Raw genomic sequence first — 18,998 nt, 5'->3', positions numbered from 1 at the left:
CCCGGCCGCGGACGCGGTCCGGGCGGCGGCCGCGGCATGGGCCGGCCCGGCGGCTGGCAGCAGGCCGACGTCCCGAACGCCGACGACGCCCGCGACTGGTTCAGCGGGCGGTTGCCCGACGGCTGGTTCACCGAGCTCGAGGTCGACGTCGACCGCGACGAGATCACCGTCATCGGCACCCTCCCCGACGAGAAGGTCGAGGGGGCCGAGGCCGAGGGCCGGATCAGCCGGTGGCGCGCCGACACCAAGGAGGCGCGCATCGCGATCGCTCGCGAGGCCGAGGCGCGCTACGAGCGCAAGGTCTCCTGGGGCGTCCGCCTCGGCGAGACGAAGGCGCTCTTCACCCACCTCGCGGCGCCGGTGATGACCCGGCTGCGCCAGCCCGAGCGACAGGTGCTCGACACCCTCGTCGACGCCGGCGTCGCCCGCTCGCGCAGCGACGCACTCGCGTGGTCGGTCCGCCTCGTCGGCCAGCACGCCGACGAGTGGCTCGGGCAGCTCCGCGAGGCGATGAGCGAGGTCGACAAGCTCCGCTCGCAGGGTCCGAACCTCTGACCCGCTCGTTGTGTCCGGCGAGGTGACGCTTCAGCCACCACAGGTGCGGACGCACGAACGACGACACGGTATGCCGGCCGCTCTCGTGAGCGGCCGGCATACCTGCGTGGGCCGGCATACCGGCGTGGCATGGGACTTCCGGACTCAGTGCCTGCGGCCCCGGACCGACGCCGACTCGGCGTCGGCGGACGTGGCCCGCGCCGCGTCGAGCGTCTCGCCGAGTCCCCACGGGTCGTGGGTCGTCGCGACCTCGATGCCGCACTGCGAGGCGCCCAGGTAGACCGTCGCGCCGTAGGTCGCCACGCCGTTCTCGTCGACTCCTGTCGCCGAGGCGCTCGCAGCCTGGTCGAGCTGCGCGTTGACCGCGTGGACGGCCGACCCGTGCCAGTCGTGCCAGTCGGCGTCACCCCGGGCGACGGACTGGAGCGAGGGGAGGATGCGCAGGTGGCCCGGCGCCGTCCGCCCGTGGACGTAGAGGAACGAGTGGGTGTAGGCCCCGCCCCGCCACGCGAACGGGTCCTCGGGATCACTTGCGAACCGGTCCGCGAACCCCACGGCCCAGCCTCCCTCGTCGAGTCCGAAGACGCGGGAGTAGCCGCCGCCGTCGAGCACCCCGAGCCCGACGGCGTCGTCGGCGCTCGGCCAGTAGACCGCCTCCATGTGTCCCGCGAAGGGATCCCAGCCCCAGAAGCCCTCGCCGCCGGCGCTGCCGTCGTCCTTGACCTCCCACGGGATGGCGTCGATGCCGACCCGGTCCATCGTCGTGACGCGTCCGTCGGCGTGCCACAGGGTCGGGTCGTAGTCGGTCCAGTGCGGCACGCCGGGGCGCTTGGACTTGGCGATGATGCCGACGCGATCGCCGTGGGCGTTGATCCCCTCGGCCTGGGACGAGGACCCCGTCGCCTCCAGCCGGACAGGCCGGGCGTCGGGCGAGGCCCACCCGACTGCGCTGTTGCCGTTGCGGTTGAAGGAGCCGCCCACGCCATGGACGTCCGTGCCCACGAGGGCTCCGCTGTCGTTGACCCTCCGCACCAGTGCGGTGGCGTCCGCCTTCGCACCCATCGAGCTGTCCACGACGGTGACGTCCATCGTCCTGAGATCCATGACCCAGTGGGTCGGGCTGCCGCCGTCGAGGTCCTCGCTGGTGCCGTTGACGAGCCCGGTGGAGGTCAGCTCGTACGCGATGTCGACCGCCTTGCCGAGCCCCGTGTTGATCGGTTCGGGCGCTCCGTCGATCCCCCTCCAGATGACGGCGCGCTGGGTCTGCTCACCGTCCTCGACCACCTGGTAGTTGCCGTAGTAGATCGTCGTGCCGTCGACGACCTCGATGTCCATGACCCCCGCGTCGAAGCCGCCGGGAGGTGGGGGCAGCTCCACGAGCCGGCAGCCCGACGTGGTGGGGGCACCGAGCGCCGACCCGGCCGTCGTCACTGCGGCGGCGATGGTGAGGGTGAGTGCGGTCGTCGCACCGAGGGCGACGACCGTGCGTCGAGAGTGCATCGGGGTTCCTTCCGGAGCAGGTATGCCGGCCGGTCCCGGCCCGCTCCCACAGCCTGTGCCGCCTCGGTCGCGACTCGGTCGCCGTCCGGTCGCGGTGAGGTGGTCGCCCGAGCCGGCTCAGCCTCGGCAGGTCGAGGGGGCGGAGCGACCCGGGAGCACGACGGCAACCTCGTCCGGCGTGAGGTCGCGGTTCGCTGCCGAACAGGCAGCCTCGACCCACCGGTCGCGGTCGATGCCGACCCGGACCATCCGAGAGTTGTCGTACATCACCTGGATGCGCTGCTCGTCGGGGAAGTGGATGAAGCCCCACGCCTGGTCGTCGGTGACCGGCTTGCCGAAGGGCCGCCACGTATCCGTGTCCCAGAGCGTCAGCTCCCCGTCGGTGCCGAGCGACGCCAGGACCGAGCCGTCAGGACTGATGCGGGCACCGATGACGAACCCGGCGGCGATGAGCCGCTTCGGTGCGACCGGCCGCAGGTCGTCGACGCCGAGGAAATGGATCCATCCGGCGAAGTCGCCCGCCACGACCGTCCGCCCGTCGGCGCTGAACGTCACGGCGCCGACCGGCTGTCCCTCGGTCGTGAGGTCGTCCAGCCGGCGCACCTCCGTCATCGTCGCGACGTCGACGAGTGCGAGCATGCCGACGCGCCCGACGGCCGCCAGACGCCCGTCGGGCGACAGGGCGATCTGCGGGATCTGGTCGCCGTACATCTTCTCGGGGTCGAGGTTTGTGAGGTGTCCGGTGACGCGTCCGGCGGCGAGGTCGATGCTCATGACGCCGTGCATGCCGTTGGCAACCGCACGGCGCGAGTCGGCGGACAGCGCGATCGAGAACGCGGGTTCGGGCAAGTCGACCGTGCCCGTGAGCGTGCGTGTGGTGACATCCCAAAGGCGCAGCCGGCCCGTGTCGTTCTTCGGTTCCGGGTCCTCCGGCGACGTGAAGGTCGTCTCGGAGACGATCGCCGTGCGGCCGTCGGGTGTCATGGCGACCGTCGTCACCTGGCACCCGCACGTGGCGGCCCCGGGCAACGGGAGCTCGGCGACGACGTCGCCGCTCGACAGGTCGACGAGCTCGGCCGTGTTGGGGGCGTCGTCGAAGAAGTGCACGACGACGCCGGTGCGGCCGCCCACCCTCGGGCCCTGACCCGTCATGACCTTGGCATCGATCGTCTGCTCGGCGACGATGGTGCGCGTCCCGGACAGGTCGAAGCCCACGGCTGTGCCGTCCCGTGACGCGGTCCACAGCAGGTCGTGGTCCCGGCCGGCGAAGGCCACGGCCATCGCGGTGCCGTTGTGGCCCTCGAGGGTGTGGACCGGTTGCAGGGTCGTGGCGTCGTAGACGACGACGTCGTTGTCTGCAGTGACGGCGAGCAGCCTTCCGTCCGGACTGAACGCGCCCGCTCGGACCTCCCCCCTGAGCGGGATCGGGGCTCCGACGTCCTCGAACGTCGTCGTGTCCACGACGCGGAGCGTTCCGCCGAACCGTTCACCCTTGGCGACGGCCATCCGCCGCCCGTCGGGAGAGACGGCCGCGATCAACCCGGCGACCCGTGCGGGAGCGCGCGTGGGGTTGCGCGTGTCGACGACGATGCTGCCGGCCTCGGGGTCGAAGCCCACCTCACGACTGGCGCGCCCGTCCGGCCAGACGACGAGAGACTCCATCGCCGCGGTGCTGCCGGGCCACGGCTGGGAAGAGAGGGGTTGGCCGGAGGTGGGGTCGACGGCATACAGGCGGGTGTCGGTCTGGACGAGGAGCCTTCCGGCTCCGTCGAACCCGGCCCAGTGGAGCATCTCGCCATCGAGTCCGGTCACGGCCGGCAGGTCGTCGGACGCCAGCTCCCAGACCACCGAGCCGTCCGTCGCCGAGAGTCGGGTCAGCACGGGGACGGGGTCGCGATAGATGGTGGCGACGATGCCGGTGCCGTCCGGGGTGACGCTGAGGTTGCCGGCCTGCCCCTCGCCGGGGGTGTCGACGGTCCATCTCACCTCACCGGTCTCGGCGTCGACGGACCAGAGCCGCCCGGCGTTCTCGCTGACGAAGACGGTGCGCCCGTCGGGGCTCGCGACGTTGCGCAGGAAGCGGTTCGGGGTGCGGACGCGGTGGACGACGGAGGGCTGGCGCGCCAGCAGGGTGAGGAGGGCACCCTGTGTCTCCGGGCTCGACTCGAGGCGCGTCGCCTCGATCGCCGCGAGCAACGCCGTGTCGGGATAGTCCATGGTGAGGGCTGTCGCGGCGAGGCGCCGGGCGTCGGCGCTCACTGCGCTCGCAGCCGCGTCCTGGCGTGACTGCCAGGCGAGCAGCCCCGCCACCAGCGCGACGAGCAGCACCGTGGCGATGCCGCCGAGGAGCCAGCGCAGCCGTCGGTTCTGGCGTGCGGTCGACGCGGCCCGGGCCTCGGCGTCACGCCGGGCGGCGTCCCCGGCCTCCCGGCCAGCGTCGAGGAAGGCGTGCTCGACGCTCGTCAGCTCCTCGGGGCGGTGATGTGCCACCTCGAGCCCGGAGGCGAGGCGCGTCCCCGACCACAGGCCGGACGGCTCGCGTCCCTCGGCGTCCCACTCGCTCGCCGCCACGGCCAGCCGTCGCTGGACGGCGCGACCGGCTGCGTCCTCGGCCAGCCACGACCGCAGGCGTGGCCACTCGCGGAAGAGCGCCTCGTGCGCGACCTCGACGTGTCCATCCGTGACGGAGAGCAACCGCGCGGCCGCCAGCTCGTCGAGTGCGGGACGGATTCCGCTGTCCGACAGCGCATCCAGCTCCACGAGAGCCACGCGCCGTCGGGTCACCGCCTCTCCGTCGCCGGGCCCGGTGAGGCGGAGGAGGAGCGAGCGGGCGCTCAGCTGCTGCTCCGGCGTGAGTCCGTCGAAGCACTCCTCGGCGAGGGTGGCGATGGCGCCGCTCAGCCCCCCGGTCCGCACGTAGGCGGCGTAGGTGAGGCTCGCTCCCTCCCGCTGCTCCCACAGCTGGGTCAACGAGGTCGACAGCAGTGGCAGGAGCCCCGGCTCGCTGCCGGCGTCGGAGACGATCGTGTCCGCGAGGCCCTCGTCGAGGTGCAGCCCGGCTGCCGAGGCCGGCCGGTCGATGGTGCGACGCACCTCGGCAGGGGTCGGCGCGCCCACGAGCACCGTGGCATCGCGGACGACCGCGGCCAGCGCGGCGTGCTCGGCGAGCTCGCCAGTGCGGTCGGCGCGCAGGGCCACGACGACAGTGCCGTCGGACCGTGGGTCGGTCGCGAGCTCCGCGAGGGTGTCGAGGAACTGTGAGCGCTCCTGGTCGTCCTCGCACAGCGTCCACGCCTCCTCGAGCTGGTCGACGACGAGGACCGTGCGGGTGCGGGCCTCGCCGTCCGCGGTGATGAGCTGGGAGAGCAGGTCCCCGACGTCGCTGTGGCCGCGGCCCAGGGCAGCGCGGGCCAGCTCGCGCAGGGGGTGCGGCCCCGGGCGCATGACGATGACGGACCAGGCGGCGCTCCCGGGCAGGACGTCGGAGGCCAGGGCCGCCACGAGGCCGGCACGCAGCGCCGACGACTTGCCGGACCCGGACGCCCCGACGAGAGCCAGCGCGCGGGAGGAGGCCACGCGCGCGACGAGCTCGGCCACGAGACGTTCGCGGCCGGCATACCACCGCGCGTCCTCGACGTCATAGGCGGCGAGGCCCTTCCACGGGCACTGCGTCGGGTCGGCGCTGCCCGCGGGCAGAGTCGTCTCACGCAGGTCGACGACGCTGTCGACGAGGTCGGCGCGCGCACTGGCGAGGGAGGTGCTGCTCGCGTCGGTGCGTCGGGCCGCGACACCGACGCGCTGGGTGGCGTGGGCCCGGGCCCGGAGGGTCGCGGCCTCGTGGACGGCGCCGGGCCACCCCTGCGACCGGGCGAGGACGGAGTCCAGGGCCGCGTCGACGGCGTCGTGGGGAAGGTAGTCGGCGAGGATCTCGCTGACCTCCGTCTCGGCGAGCGGACTCAGGTCGATGACCTCGTCGGCAGCCGAGGACCCGGAATGGGGGCTGTCGAGACGAAGGACCAGGGTCGCGGTGATCGACGGGTCGACGTGGTCCGCCACGAGAAGGAGCGGACGGCCCGAGTTGGCAGGCGCCTCGTCGACGGGAGAGTCGGCCGCCTCGTAGCGCACCTCCGCGCCGCTCCGGGCGACCTCGCCGGCCAATGACGCGGCGAGGGCGCTGGCCCCGGCGCCGACAGGGCCGCGCACGAGGACCGTCTTCGGGGTCGACGCGAGCGCCCGGTGCCACGCACGGCGCAGCAGGTCGAGCTCGGTGTCGCGACCGACCAGCCGCGGGGGTGGTGCGGCCAGCTCAGGGGGAAGTGGCAGTCGTCGGCTCGCGGGGCGCAGGGCGGGGTCGTGTGCGAGCACCTGGCCATGCAGGGCGCGAAGCCCTGCGCCGGGGTCCACGCCGAGCTCGTCGGACAGCACCGTGCGGGCGCGTTCGTAGGCCGTGAGGGCTTCACCCTGCCGGCCGTCCCGGTAGAGCGCGAGCATGAGCATCTCCCACAGGCGCTCGCGCAGCGGGTGCACACCGACGAGGCGCTCCAGCTCCGGGATCGCAGTCGCGAGGCGCCCGAGCGCGACCTCGGCGCCGAGCCGGTCCTCGGTCGCGGCCAGACGGAGCTCCTCGAGGCGACGGGCTTCGGCCTGGGCGAAGCGCGCGTGGTCGAACCCCGCGTATGCCGGCCCGCGCCACATCGAGAGCGCCTCGCCGAGCGTCGTGCTCGCGCTGTCGGGCCGGCCCTCCTCCAGCGCCCGGCGTCCGACGGCGACGAGCCGGGTGAACCGCTCGGCGTCCACGGCGACCGGATCGGAGGCGAGCCGGTAGCCGGGGCCCTCGGTCAGCAGCAGCTGAGGGGCACCCTGCCGGTCCGGCTCGAGGGCGTTGCGCAGCCTCAGGACGAAGGTCTGCAGCGACTTGCCCGCGCTGGCCGGCGGGTCGTCCTGCCACAGCGAGTCGATGAGGTCGCTGCTGGGGACGAGCCGTCCGCCCGCGGAGATGAGGTGGGCCAGGAGCGTGCGTTCCTTGACGCCACGGATCTCGATGGGTCCGTGCCCGTTGCTCACACGCAGCGGGCCGAGGACGCTGTAGTCCACGTGCTGACGATAGGGGCGGGTCATGGCGCGCGTCCTCGGTTTGACGGTTCAGGGAGTGCGCCGCGACGGCGGGGCTGCGGCGGACCGGGCCGCGTTGGCGGACGGGTGAGCGCGGGAGGGGACCGTCACGCCGTGAACGCGGAGCAGACCTCGGCGATGCTCTCCTCCTCCGGGCCGCTGTGGAAGATCACGACCTCCTCGCCCTCACGGTCGATGTTGTTGATGGTGAGTCCGGACGCGAGGGTGACCGTCCCGGCGCCGGGGACGCGACGGTTGACGACGCCGAGCACCATGGCCGTCGCGGTCCCGTCGTCGTGGTAGGTCGTGACATCCGGTCCGTGGGTGACGCCCTGCACCGTCACTCCGTTGGCGGTGAGCTCCCCACGGAAGAGGTAGTTGCGAATCTCCTTGGTCACGTTGCCGGCGCCGTCCGTGTGGGTCACGACGTTGAACCAGCCCCAGACGTGCAGGCTCACGGGGAAGCCGCACGCCTCGCTGGTCTGCTCGTGCACCGGGATGGTGAAGTCCCGCGTCTCGACGGTGCGGGTGGCGCCTGCCGTGGCGGTCGGTGCGGTGAGGGCGACGAGGGCGGCTGCGGAGGCGGCGGCGGCCAGACTGCGACGACGGTTCATCGGATGCTCCTTGGGGTGGCGGGCCGCGAGTTCGGTTCGAGGTCCTGGATGGGAGCCGGCTGGCTCCCGACCACACCGTGGCGTTGCCCGGTCGCGAGCCGGTCGCCATCCGGTCGCGGCGATGGCAGGACGCGACACGCCGGGTCTGCGCGACGACACGCGGGGACGGGTGGCGTGGTTGCGGGGCGACACGCGCAGATGTGCGGAAGGGCTTGCGGCGCGGGTCACACGAGGCGCATACTTGGCACAACATCTAGTGGTTACACCGATGTAGTTCATCCACATATGGTTCACAGGGGCGGGCGGGTTACCCACACGTTGTCCCCAACCCGTCCCCAGAACCGTCCCCATTGCGCCCCTGAGAGGAGCCGGTCCGTGCACTGTCCCTTCTGCCGCCACACCGACTCCCGCGTCATGGACTCCCGGGCCACCGACGACGGCGCGAGCATCCGCCGGCGGCGTCAGTGCCCCGAGTGCGGCAAGCGGTTCACGACCGTCGAGACGGCGGCGCTGTCCGTCGTCAAGCGGTCGGGGGCCACCGAGCCGTTCAGCCGCCCGAAGGTGCTCGTCGGCGTCCGCAAGGCCTGTCAGGGCCGTCCGGTCACCGAGGACCAGCTTGCCCTCCTCGCCCACCAGGTCGAGGAGACGATCCGCGGGCTCGGGCAGGCCGAGGTCGACGCCCACGAGGTCGGCCTCGCCGTCCTCGAGCCGCTGCGGAGCCTCGACGAGGTCGCCTACCTGAGGTTCGCCTCGGTCTACCAGGCGTTCGACAGCCTCGAGGACTTCGAGCAGGCGATCACGCTGCTGCGCGTCGAGCGCGACGCTTTCGGAGGGGACCAGCGGGAGGAGCGCGTGGCGGGGCCGTCCGCTCCAGAAGGTGCCTCGGTCTCCCCGCCGGACTGACCGGCATACCGAAGAAACGAAGCACGAAAGCAGGACCGCGTCACTGTCAGTGCCCGCGGGTAGAAAAGAAACCAGGTCACACGATCGCCCGGCAGGTGCCGGGCAGAAGAGGGAGCAGTCATGACCGAGACCGCCGGTGCACGTGCAGGTGCCCGCAAGTCCGCCAAGGGCAAGGGCATTGCCGTCGAGCGGATCTACACCACGCCCGGCGTGCACCCCTATGACGAGGTGACCTGGGAGAAGCGCGACGTCGTCCAGCAGAACTGGAAGACCGGCGAGACGATCTTCGAGCAGCGCGGCGTCGAGTTCCCCGACTTCTGGAGCGTCAACGCCTCCACGATCGTCACGACCAAGTACTTCCGCGGCGCCGTCGGCACGCCCGAGCGCGAGCAGGGCCTCAAGCAGCTCATCGACCGCGTCGTCCTCACCTACGTCAAGGCGGGCAAGGAGCACGGCTACTTCTCCACGCCGGAGGACGCCGAGGTCTTCGAGCACGAGCTGACCTACGCCCTGCTGCACCAGGTCTTCAGCTTCAACTCGCCGGTCTGGTTCAACGTCGGCACGAAGTCGCCGCAGCAGGTCTCGGCCTGCTTCATCCTCTCGGTCGACGACTCGATGGACTCCATCCTCAACTGGTACAAGGAGGAGGGCTTCATCTTCAAGGGCGGGTCGGGCGCGGGCCTCAACCTCTCGCGCATCCGCTCGTCGAAGGAGCTCCTCTCCTCCGGTGGCACGGCCTCCGGCCCGGTGTCGTTCATGCGTGGCGCCGACGCGTCCGCGGGCACGATCAAGTCAGGCGGTGCGACCCGTCGCGCGGCCAAGATGGTCGTCCTCGACGTCGACCACCCGGACATCGAGGAGTTCGTCGAGACGAAGGCGCGCGAGGAGGACAAGATCCGCGCGCTGCGTGACGCCGGCTTCGACATGGACCTCGGCGGCAAGGACATCGTCTCGGTCCAGTACCAGAACGCCAACAACTCGGTCCGCGTCAACGACGAGTTCATGCGTGCGGTCGAGGACGGCACCGAGTTCGGCCTGCGCTCGCGCAAGGACGGCTCGGTCATCGAGACCGTCGACGCCCGTGAGCTCATGGGCAAGATCGCCAAGGCCGCGTGGGAGTGCGCCGACCCGGGCATCCAGTACGACGACACGATCAACGACTGGCACACCAACCCGGAGACCGGCCGCATCACCGCGTCCAACCCCTGCTCCGAGTACATGTCGCTCGACAACTCCTCGTGCAACCTCGCCTCTCTCAACCTGCTCAAGTTCCTCAAGGACGACGACACGTTCGACGTGGAGAAGTTCCAGGCGGTCGCCGAGCTCGTCATCACGGCGATGGACATCTCGATCTGCTTCGCGGACTTCCCGACCGAGCCCATCGGCGAGACCACCCGCAACTACCGCCAGCTCGGCATCGGCTACGCCAACCTCGGCGCGCTCCTCATGGCGACCGGTCACGGCTACGACTCCGACGGTGGCCGCGCGCTCGCCGCGTCGATCACGTCGCTGCTCACCGGTGCCGCCTACAAGCGTTCCGCCGAGCTCGCCGGGGTCGTCGGTGCGTATGCCGGCTACGCCCGCAACGCGGACGCCCACAAGCGGGTCATGCGCAAGCACGCCGCCGCCAACGACGCGGTGCGCACGCTGCACACGATGGACAAGGACATCCACCGCGCCGCGACGAAGGCGTGGGACGCCGTCGTCAAGCTCGGTGAGAAGAACGGCTACCGCAACGCCCAGGCGTCGGTGCTCGCCCCGACCGGCACCATCGGCTTCATGATGGACTGCGACACGACCGGCATCGAGCCGGACTTCTCGCTCGTCAAGTTCAAGAAGCTCGTCGGTGGCGGCTCGATGCAGATCGTCAACCTCACCATCCCGCGGGCCCTGCGCAAGCTCGGCTACACCGAGGAGACCGTCGAGGCGATCGTCGAGTACATCGCCGACAAGGGTCACGTCATCGACGCGCCCGGGCTCAAGACCGAGCACTACGAGATCTTCGACACCGCCATGGGTGCGCGCGCCATCTCCCCGATGGGCCACGTGCGGATGATGGCGGCGACCCAGCCGTTCCTTTCCGGCGCCATCTCCAAGACGGTCAACCTGCCGGAGACGGCCACGGTCGAGGAGATCGAGGACGTCTACATCCAGGGCTGGAAGATGGGCCTCAAGGCGCTCGCGGTCTACCGCGACAACTGCAAGGTCGGCCAGCCGCTCTCCGACGGCGGATCGACCGCCAAGGACGCGGCGGCGGACAAGGCTGCCGCGGCTGACAGTGCCAGTGAGACCAAGGTCGTCGAGAAGGTGGTCTACCGGCCGACGCGTGAGCGCCTGCCGAAGCGTCGCAGCTCGCAGACCACGTCGTTCGCCATCGGCGGCGCCGAGGGCTACATGACGGCCGGCACCTACGAGGACGGCCGCCTCGGTGAGGTCTTCCTCAAGTTCGGCAAGCAGGGCTCGACCCTCGCCGGTGTCATGGACGCGTTCTCGATCGCGATCTCGGTCGGTCTCCAGTACGGCGTGCCGCTCGAGACGTATGTCGAGAAGTACACGAACATGCGCTTCGAGCCGGCCGGCATGACCGACGACCAGGACATCCGGATGGGCCAGTCGCTCGTCGACTACGTCTTCCGTCGCTTGGCGCTCGACCACCTCGACTTCGAGACCCGGTCGTTCATGGGCATCCACACCGCCGAGGAGCGTCAGCGCCAGCTCGAGACGGGCTCGTACGCGCCGTCGACGGTGGACGACGAGGACGTCGAGGCGCTCGAGGACGAGATCGAGTCGTTCTCGCAGGGGGTCGGTGCGAGCTCGCCGAAGAAGACGGCGCAGGCCGCTCCGAAGACGGCGGGGGAGTCACCGGCTGTTGACGGCGAGGACCACGCGTCCGAGGTGAAGTTCGGTGCGGGTGCGGCGTCGGCCCGTGAGGTGTCCGGTGACGTGCACTCGTCCGCCGAGCTGCTCGAGAAGTTCCAGGGTGTGTCCGCCGACGCGCCGATGTGCATGACCTGCGGCACGAAGATGCGCCCGGCTGGTTCGTGCTACGTCTGCGAAGGCTGCGGAAGCACCAGCGGCTGCAGCTGATCAGCGGCTGCGTCACGGCGTGGGTCCGTTCAGCCGGACCCACGCCGTGACACTAAAGATATAAAGTCCCTCTAGTTGCTAACTGAAAGGCTGTGCACGTGTCGGCGCGGACGCTTATTGACTTATTCGCTGGAGCCGGCGGGCTGTCTGATGGGCTGCAGAACGCAGGCTTCAAAGCTCTCTACGCCAATGAGTTTGAAACGACGTTTGCATCGACATACGCCTTTAATCATCCGGACACCGTGGTCGAGTCAACCGATATCCGAAACGTTGACGCACGGGCCGTGCGAATCGGTTTAGGGTTGAAGCAGGGAGATCTTACGCTTTTGGCCGGCGGACCCCCCTGCCAAGGATTTAGCATTAACGCGCCGGCACGTCGTGAGTCTGACAAGCGCAATCATCTCTTCCGGGATTACCTACGCTTTGTTGACGAGTTTCAACCGTTAGCCGTGCTGATTGAAAACGTGCCCGGCTTGGTTAGCTTCTCGGGTGGGGCAACACTCGAGGCAATTTTGGAAGCGCTTGAACAACTAGGTTATGCCTCGGATGTTCAAATACTCTACGCCCCCCATTTCGGCGTGCCGCAGACGCGATGGCGGACGATCGTCCTAGGATTCCGTGATGGAGTAGATCCAACTAGTGCTTTCCCTTCTCCGAGGCATGCGGCACCGGCACGCGTGAATTTTACATCCCGACTCGGTGGGCGGCGCTTGGTGCGCATTCCAACCGACCAAAATTTGCGTCGGCACACCACCGTTAGGGAGAGTTTGGACGACTTGCCATTCCCAGGAACGGGTGAAGAGCCGACCGAAGGGCAGCAATATCGGACCGAGGCCCAGAACGAGTATCAAGCCCGCCTTCGGGTCGGCTCCTCTGCAATTCGCAATCACGTGGCCAGTCGGCTTTCGGCCCTGCAATTGGAGCGGTTGCGCCACATCCCACCAGGCGGCAACTGGACAAATATCCCAAGGGAACTACTTCCATCAGGCATGCAGCGCGCACGGACATCGGATCACACAAAACGCTACGGGCGAGTGCATCCGGACGGACTGGCTAGCACAATTCTTACTAAGTGTGACCCTCACTGGGGTGCGTACTACCACTACGCACAGGATCGCGCGTTTACCGTCCGTGAGGCGGCGCGGCTCCAATCTTTTCGGGACAGTTACCTATTCCTGGGCAATCGAGCGGACCAATATCGTCAAGTTGGCAACGCAGTGCCTCCCCTTCTGGCCCAGGCAATAGGAGCAAGCATCGCTGCGCGGCTCGATCTCGCAGATCGGGCGTCAGCCTAGCTATCAGAGGTGGTGCCTAATTCTGTCTTCATACGCACCTGCAGGCGGAAGGTTCTCTGGAGTAATGAACGCGATCGACATGTCGCTAGTGGAGATCGTCCGTCCGACTGTGCGCCGAATTGGAATGGTCTGACCCGGCACGATCGCGGCGCCGTAATCGATGGGCCAGAATGTGATGCTTCCTGGCTGACGTGGGATACGTCGGAGTCGCTCGCTACCGCCAAGTCGCATCAAGACTCGCTCATAGACCGGCACTGGTGAGACAAAATAGATGCCCTGCCGGCAAAGTTCCTCTGCCTGCAGCATAAGCCCCTTGACAATCAGCTGCGGAAGAATCCTTTTATTGACATTCTCATAGTTGAGACCTGCCTTAGTCGGCGCAATCGTCCGATCTCGCTGCAAGGCTGTTACGCCACGAGTGTTTGAGTTCGAGATGTCGATGGATTGAACTTCAACCGGCACAAAGGTGGCCAGTTCACCATCAGACTGCACGTGGGTGAGTACGAAGTCAATGGAGTACCTGCCGAGGCCATTGCCGGCCGGTGGCAAACGAAGTTCTCCCCCGAATCCTTGTCCGAACACGCCGACTTGTGCACGTCCGCTCATTAGCGCTCTCTCCCGCACTTGGGCAAAAGGTGTTAGCAGGGGCAACCCATCCGGGCCCGACTCTAGATCGGCGTCTGAAAAAGCTTCAAGAGCGATCTCTTTCAGAAACCTGTGACTGTCTGTATACATCCGCTGTGGACAAATAATGACGGGGGTTGGCGAACCCGTAGGAACGATTGAACAGACTCCTCCGCTGGACCTCTTTACACACATCCCCTTGATGTGCGGACAGAGTTTGTCCTCAGCGGCCAGGGCCGCTTCTGGGCTCGCGTCCGTAGCTGCGTAGCCAAACCACTCATAGATCGTCGAGCCCATCGAAACCTCCGGATGTCTAATAGAGCGCCGTAGAAGTAGACGACAGTTGTACGAGATGCGACATCGCCCGGGGCATTCGGACCCGTGGAGAGCTGACGGCTCGTGGTCGTCGAACCAGAGACCCTATACGCTAAAGAGCTGCCGCTCCGCGGATCCATCGATACAGCTGAAGAGGCGGCGCGTCTAAGTTGAGGTTCCTCGCGTTTGCCTGCGGTCACCTCGATCATCAGGCAGAGTAGCGCCCGTGACGGAAATCGAGGGTGAGGGCGGCGGGGCGGACCCGGAGATTCGCGGGGTGGGCGAACTGTTGGATGCCCTGGCAGGCTCGCACGCTTCAGGCCACCGCTGGTTCCGTGGCCAAGCCGACAGCAATTGGGGTCTGCTACCGGGAGTGGCGCGGAACTCAGGTCATCTGGCCGAAGAAGTGACCATGATCAAACAGTTCATGCGCGACGCGGTGAACCGCACTTCTGTCCGCCCGAGCGGTGGTTGGGAGTGGTTAGCGCTGGCCCAGCACTTTGGATTACCCACGCGCTTGCTCGACTGGAGCGAACATCCGCTCGTCGGGCTCTTCTTCGCCTGCGAGACCTCATCCGGTGGCGCCGCAGATGGCCGCCTCTTTGAACTTGTGCCCGAAACCCTAAATACCACCAATTATCCGGCCGGGCCTAGCCTCCTCGTTCTGGGGCACGATAACCACCTTGACGCGTACCTACCTGAGGCGCCTCCCGGCCCTAGGAATGGCCCCTTAGCTGTAACCTCCATGCGATACTTTGACCGGGTGTCGGCTCAAGTAGGAACATTCACCATTTGTCAGGCGGGTGAGGATTTGGCGAGGGACAAGGCTGTAACAAGTTGGGTAGTACCGTCCGCGGCCAAGGCTGGAATATTGGCTGAATTGGCTGACCTCAACATCACGGCGAGTTCGGTATACCCGGACTTGGCCCACCTGGCCGAGCATATCAAGGAGACGTTTCGCAAATGAGCGCGTTTACACTCTCGGTGATGCGGAATAGCAACGTTGCATATCTGCACCGTATGCGAGAACAGATCCAGCTCGATCCTCCCTATCAGCGCCAAGGAGCCGTGTGGTCGGTCGAGAAGAAGCGCCTCTTGATCGATAGCCTGTTGAACGGCTTCGATATTCCCAAAATCTACTTGCACGAGCACGCTACCCCGATCGAGGTGGACGGACGCCGGGTTCGGTTCTCTCTAATCGACGGTCGCCAGCGTCTCGAAGCCATCTGGGGCTTTCTGGACGGCGAGTTCGCTTTGGCGGACGATTTCACGCTTCTCGAAGATGGCGCGGCAGGAGCGGCTGGTAAGACGTTCAATGAGCTCGAGCAGTCCGATGACCTGATCGCCGCCTTCCTGACGTCGATCAACCTGGATGTGTGTGTTATCCGAACGGACGATATCGAGCTCATCGAAGAAATGTTCAGCCGCTTGAATGAAGCTGTCCCTTTGAATGCGGCTGAGAAGAGAAATGGGCGAGGGGGCGTCCTTCGGCCCATCGTGCGGGAATTGGTCACGCACCCGTTCTTTACGGACAAGGTGCCGTTCGACAACACGAGATACCGTCATTTTGACCTTGCGCTTAAGTTTATGTTGTGGGCCGAGGCTGGAAGGCCTGTAGACGCCAAGAAGCGGCAATTGGACGAGTTCTGGGACGACAACAAAAGTGCGGCCTCCGAGATGTCTGGCGTGCAGACGCGTGTTGCGTCGGCTCTAGACGTCATGGCGCCTGTTTTCGAGGACAACGACAGGCTGCTCGCGAACGTGGGCATGATTTCGGTGTACTTTCTCGCATTTGACCGGAGATTGCGGCATGGTCAGCCGATTCCTCAGCGGCATGCGCTATTGCAATTCAACATCGTTAGATCGTTGGAGTCGTTCGAGCGCGAGGAGTCGTTGTCGCCGACTATGAAGGACTATCTGGAATTCGATAGTTTGGCCCAACGGATGACCGATGGCTATGCGCTTGAGTTTCGGCTTGAAGTCCTCGATCGGTATCTTAATGCGCATGCGTGATGCCTTGGGATAGGGCTCTGGGGCTCCGAGGCGATGTCTAGCCTGGGATGTGGCTGAGGCATCTGCGTTGACGCACAACCAGGCGCGGATCAAGCCATCAGTCTATCTATGCCCATTCGTGGGCTTAAAGCATAAAGGCGAGATCGTCGGGCTTCGGCTCTGCCCTGACGGCCTAATTGGAGCCAACGAAAATGTGGTGCTGGCTGCGTCTAGCTGTACTGACCCGGGACGTTGGTTGAGTGATTGTGATCCGCTGATCTGATCAGTGGCGCGGGAAGGGCCTCCCGCGGTGGAGTGGAACTGCCAAGTCACCACTGCCACGCACAGGAGGCCCTCATGTCCCACGCTAATGCCGCTTTGACGGTTCGTCACCGCCTCAAGGTCGCCCAGCTCGTCGTCGACCAAGGGGTGCCGATCAGTGAGGTCGCGGCCCGGTTCCAGTGCTCTTGGCCGACGGTGAAGCGCTGGGCTGATCGGTACGCGGCCGGTGAGCCGATGAGCGACCGCTCGAGCCGTCCGCACGCGATGCCGGCCAAGACCTGTGCGGCGACGACGAAGCGGATCGTGTCGCTGCGGCTACGCAAACGGTTGGGGCCGGTCCAGCTCGCCGCGCACGTCGGGGTCGCACCTTCGACCGTTCACCGGGTCCTGACGCGGTGCCGGCTGAGCCGGCTCGCGCACGTCGACCGTGCCACCGGTGAACCGGTCCGCCGCTACGAGCACGACCACCCCGGCGACCTGCTGCACGTCGACGTCAAGAAGTTCGGCAACATTCCCGACGGTGGCGGGTGGCGCTTCGTGGGCCGAACCCAGGGTGGCAAGAACCGAGCAGCCACCCCGGGCAAGCCGAAGAACAAGCACTACAACCCGAAGATGGGTCACGCGTTCGTGCACACCGCCATCGATGACCACTCCCGCGTCGCGTACGCCGAGATCCACGACAACGAGACCGCTACCACCGCCACCGCGGTTCTGCGCCGCGCCGTTGCGTGGTTCACCGCCCGCGGCATCACCATCCGCAGGGTCCTTTCCGACAACGGCTCGCCGTACGTCTCCCACCTGTGGAGGGATGTCTGCGCAGAGCTCGACCTCAAGCACTCACGCACTCGGCCGCGCCGTCCTCAGACCAACGGCAAGGTCGAACGCTTCCACCGCACCCTGGCCGACGGGTGGGGCTATGCCCGCTGCTACACCTCGGAGGCTCAACGACGCGACGCCCTGCCAGCATGGCTCCACGAGTACAACCACCACCGACCCTACACCGCCTGCGCGAACAAGCCGCCCATCACCCGCTTGACCAACCTGTCGGGTCAGTACATCTGGGACTGCTGCACCGATAGGTGACAACTGATCTGTGGCGTTGTGAGGCGCCGCTGGAAGGATGTCCCCGTGCCTAATCCCTATCCGCAGGAGTTCCGCGACGACGTCGTGCGAGTAGCCCGTCAGCGTGAGGGCGGTGTCACGCTGAAGCAGGTTGCCAAGGACTTCGGGATCTCCGAGTCGTGTCTGACGAACTGGATGACGCAGGCCGACCGCGACGCCGGGATCAAACCGGGCGCCGATCGTGAGGAGCTGGCCGAGCTGTGTGAGCTCAAGCGGCGCAACCGGCTGCTGGAGCAGGAGGTCGAGGTCCTGCGGCGGGCGGGCCGCGTAGCTGTCGCAGGCGCACCTGCCGGGAAAATGATGTACCCGCTCGTCCGCGAGCTGGCCGCCAACGGGATCCCCGTGACGGTGACGTGTCGGGTGCTGAAGATCGCGAGGGCGCCGTATTACCGGTGGCTGCAGGCGCCCGTCACCGGCGCCGACCTGACCGCGGCGTACCGGGCGAACGCGCTGTTCGACGCCCACCGCGACGACCCGGAGTTCGGGTACCGCTACCTGCACGACGAAGCCACCGACCCCACGGCGATGAACTCGACCAGCGAGACGCCGACCATCCCCGCCAGCACGGCCAAGGGGCGCACACGGCGAGGCACGAGCAGGAGGGACGTCACGGCATACAGGAGGGCCTGCGCCCAGAGCGGCCCCTGACGGTGGGTCTCCCCGATACCCAGCCACGCCTCGAGCTGGCCGAGGACGCCGACCACCAGGGCGAGGCTGATGTCGAAGGCCCAGTTGCGGCGGCTCACGCTTCGACGGTACGCCCGGCTGCCCACCCGCACGTCCTCCTTGGGGAGGACGCGAAGGTCGTCCTGACGTCCACCAGGGCCGCCCGCCAGCACGACGACGGCGACCCTGCCGGACAGCCACCGTCGAGACATGGACACGACACGCAACGACCTCTCGCCGGCCACCGCTCGGCGCATCACGATCGCGACCTGGGCCATGGCGGCCTTCGGCACCGTTGCGGGGCAGCTGCACGCACTGTCCCGTTTCAACAGCCACCCGGACGACCTCTCCGAGGGCGGCCTCGGCAATGTCTGGGCCGAGCCGGCCCTGGACTTCTTCCGGCCGCTGCTCGACTGGGGCGACCCGCTCTTCGTCTACCGGACCTACGGCAAGATCTGGCTGCCGATCTGCCTGGCCTTCCTGGCTGCGGCGTGGCTCGTCTACCGGAGACGGCAGGCGGAGGGCAAGGAGCGGTGGGCCTGGCGCGTGCAGCTGGCGGCGTACGCGTTGATGACCGTCTCGGTGGCGGGGGACTACTACACGCCGTTCGTGGAGCAGTTCTTCATCGTGGGTCTGGTGGCGTTGCCGGTGATCTGCTTCGGAGGCATCTGGTTGGGAATCCTGCTGCTGCGCAACGGGTTCCGACCGCGAGTGACCGCCTGGTTGGTCATCGCCTTCCTGCCCTTCTTCTTCGCGATCACAGAGGTGACCTCGATGGGCAGCGCGCTCCTTCCGCTCATGTGGGGCTGGGCGATCGCAGCCCAGCACGTCGTGTCGACGACGCCGGATCGCGTCGTCACCGCGGAGCCTGTGACGTCCGCTCGCTGAGCGCGTCTCGTCACCACGAGGTTTGCCGGGTCGTCGCGTCCCG

13 protein-coding genes are annotated in these 18,998 nt (G+C 67.5%); 9 read left to right on the top strand and 4 right to left on the bottom strand.

Annotation, left to right across the window (positions count from 1 at the left end; all coding sequences use genetic code 11):
- A partial coding sequence (locus tag N798_RS09180; protein ID WP_035947944.1) for a hypothetical protein occupies positions 1 to 555 on the top strand: 555 nt, incomplete at its 5' end.
- A gap of 144 nt (positions 556 to 699) precedes the next feature.
- Here N798_RS09180 and N798_RS09175 read toward each other — a convergent pair.
- The 3 genes from N798_RS09175 to N798_RS09165 all read right to left on the bottom strand — a co-directional run bounded on the left by N798_RS09175 (position 700) and on the right by N798_RS09165 (position 7,781).
- The gene (locus tag N798_RS09175) at positions 700 to 2,055 is read right to left on the bottom strand and encodes a hypothetical protein (RefSeq protein ID WP_035947926.1); all 1,356 of its coding nucleotides are present in this window, start codon (positions 2,053 to 2,055) and stop codon (positions 700 to 702) included.
- 117 nt (positions 2,056 to 2,172) lie between these two features.
- Positions 2,173 to 7,173 (bottom strand): nSTAND1 domain-containing NTPase, encoded by a 5,001-nt coding sequence (locus N798_RS09170; RefSeq protein WP_084100396.1) that lies wholly within the window; start codon positions 7,171 to 7,173, stop codon positions 2,173 to 2,175.
- A 101-nt stretch (positions 7,174 to 7,274) separates the two neighbouring features.
- A complete protein-coding gene (locus N798_RS09165; protein WP_035947924.1) occupies positions 7,275 to 7,781 on the bottom strand; it encodes a hypothetical protein in 507 nt (168 codons plus the stop codon).
- Between the two features lie 375 nt (positions 7,782 to 8,156).
- Here N798_RS09165 and nrdR point away from each other — a divergent pair, with 375 nt between their 5' ends.
- The 3 genes from nrdR to N798_RS17805 all read left to right on the top strand — a co-directional run bounded on the left by nrdR (position 8,157) and on the right by N798_RS17805 (position 13,066).
- Entirely contained in the window at positions 8,157 to 8,684 is a 528-nt protein-coding gene (gene nrdR / locus N798_RS09160) for a transcriptional regulator NrdR (RefSeq protein ID WP_035947923.1), read from the top strand.
- Between the two features lie 120 nt (positions 8,685 to 8,804).
- Positions 8,805 to 11,771: a vitamin B12-dependent ribonucleotide reductase gene (locus N798_RS09155; RefSeq protein WP_035947922.1), complete on the top strand. Its 2,967-nt coding sequence runs from the start codon at positions 8,805 to 8,807 to the stop codon at positions 11,769 to 11,771.
- Between the two features lie 98 nt (positions 11,772 to 11,869).
- Positions 11,870 to 13,066, top strand: coding sequence for a DNA cytosine methyltransferase (locus tag N798_RS17805; RefSeq protein ID WP_084100410.1), 1,197 nt, complete (start codon positions 11,870 to 11,872; stop codon positions 13,064 to 13,066).
- 3 nt (positions 13,067 to 13,069) lie between these two features.
- On the opposite strand, the gene N798_RS17800 is transcribed toward N798_RS17805, so the two are convergent.
- Entirely contained in the window at positions 13,070 to 13,987 is a 918-nt protein-coding gene (locus N798_RS17800; protein ID WP_084100393.1) for a NotI family restriction endonuclease, read from the bottom strand.
- A 244-nt stretch (positions 13,988 to 14,231) separates the two neighbouring features.
- Between N798_RS17800 and N798_RS17795 the strand changes: the two genes are divergently transcribed.
- The 5 genes from N798_RS17795 to N798_RS09130 all read left to right on the top strand — a co-directional run bounded on the left by N798_RS17795 (position 14,232) and on the right by N798_RS09130 (position 18,955).
- On the top strand, positions 14,232 to 14,972 hold the full coding sequence (locus N798_RS17795) for an FRG domain-containing protein (RefSeq protein WP_188450475.1): 741 nt from the start codon (positions 14,232 to 14,234) through the stop codon (positions 14,970 to 14,972).
- The gene (locus N798_RS09150) at positions 14,969 to 16,018 is read left to right on the top strand and encodes a DUF262 domain-containing protein (RefSeq protein ID WP_084100387.1); all 1,050 of its coding nucleotides are present in this window, start codon (positions 14,969 to 14,971) and stop codon (positions 16,016 to 16,018) included. Before N798_RS17795 ends, N798_RS09150 begins: the two co-directional genes overlap by 4 nt.
- A 336-nt stretch (positions 16,019 to 16,354) precedes the next feature.
- A complete protein-coding gene (locus N798_RS09145) occupies positions 16,355 to 17,362 on the top strand; it encodes an IS481 family transposase (RefSeq protein ID WP_035947921.1) in 1,008 nt (335 codons plus the stop codon).
- Positions 17,363 to 17,407: 45 nt separating this feature from the next.
- On the top strand, positions 17,408 to 18,049 hold the full coding sequence (locus N798_RS18370; RefSeq protein ID WP_198030734.1) for a transposase: 642 nt from the start codon (positions 17,408 to 17,410) through the stop codon (positions 18,047 to 18,049).
- Between the two features lie 228 nt (positions 18,050 to 18,277).
- Entirely contained in the window at positions 18,278 to 18,955 is a 678-nt protein-coding gene (locus tag N798_RS09130; protein WP_084100383.1) for a hypothetical protein, read from the top strand.
- Positions 18,956 to 18,998 lie beyond the last annotated feature (43 nt).

Source organism: Knoellia flava TL1, assembly GCF_000768675.1.
Taxonomy (GTDB): Bacteria; Actinomycetota; Actinomycetes; order Actinomycetales; family Dermatophilaceae; genus Knoellia; species Knoellia flava.
The sequence above is the reverse complement of the archived record's forward strand: the minus strand, read 5'-3'. Positions and strand labels throughout refer to the sequence as shown.

Excerpts from the sequence above, each read along its gene's own strand:
- N798_RS09130 (WP_084100383.1), top strand. The coding sequence starts at position 18,278 with ATGGACACGACACGCAACGACCTCTCGCCGGCCACCGCTCGGCGCATC.
- N798_RS17800 (WP_084100393.1), bottom strand. The coding sequence starts at position 13,987 with ATGGGCTCGACGATCTATGAGTGGTTTGGCTACGCAGCTACGGACGCG.
- N798_RS09155 (WP_035947922.1), top strand. The coding sequence starts at position 8,805 with ATGACCGAGACCGCCGGTGCACGTGCAGGTGCCCGCAAGTCCGCCAAG.
- N798_RS09165 (WP_035947924.1), bottom strand. The coding sequence starts at position 7,781 with ATGAACCGTCGTCGCAGTCTGGCCGCCGCCGCCTCCGCAGCCGCCCTC.
- N798_RS09170 (WP_084100396.1), bottom strand. The coding sequence starts at position 7,173 with ATGACCCGCCCCTATCGTCAGCACGTGGACTACAGCGTCCTCGGCCCG.
- N798_RS09175 (WP_035947926.1), bottom strand. The coding sequence starts at position 2,055 with ATGCACTCTCGACGCACGGTCGTCGCCCTCGGTGCGACGACCGCACTC.
- N798_RS09150 (WP_084100387.1), top strand. The coding sequence starts at position 14,969 with ATGAGCGCGTTTACACTCTCGGTGATGCGGAATAGCAACGTTGCATAT.
- N798_RS09145 (WP_035947921.1), top strand. The coding sequence starts at position 16,355 with ATGTCCCACGCTAATGCCGCTTTGACGGTTCGTCACCGCCTCAAGGTC.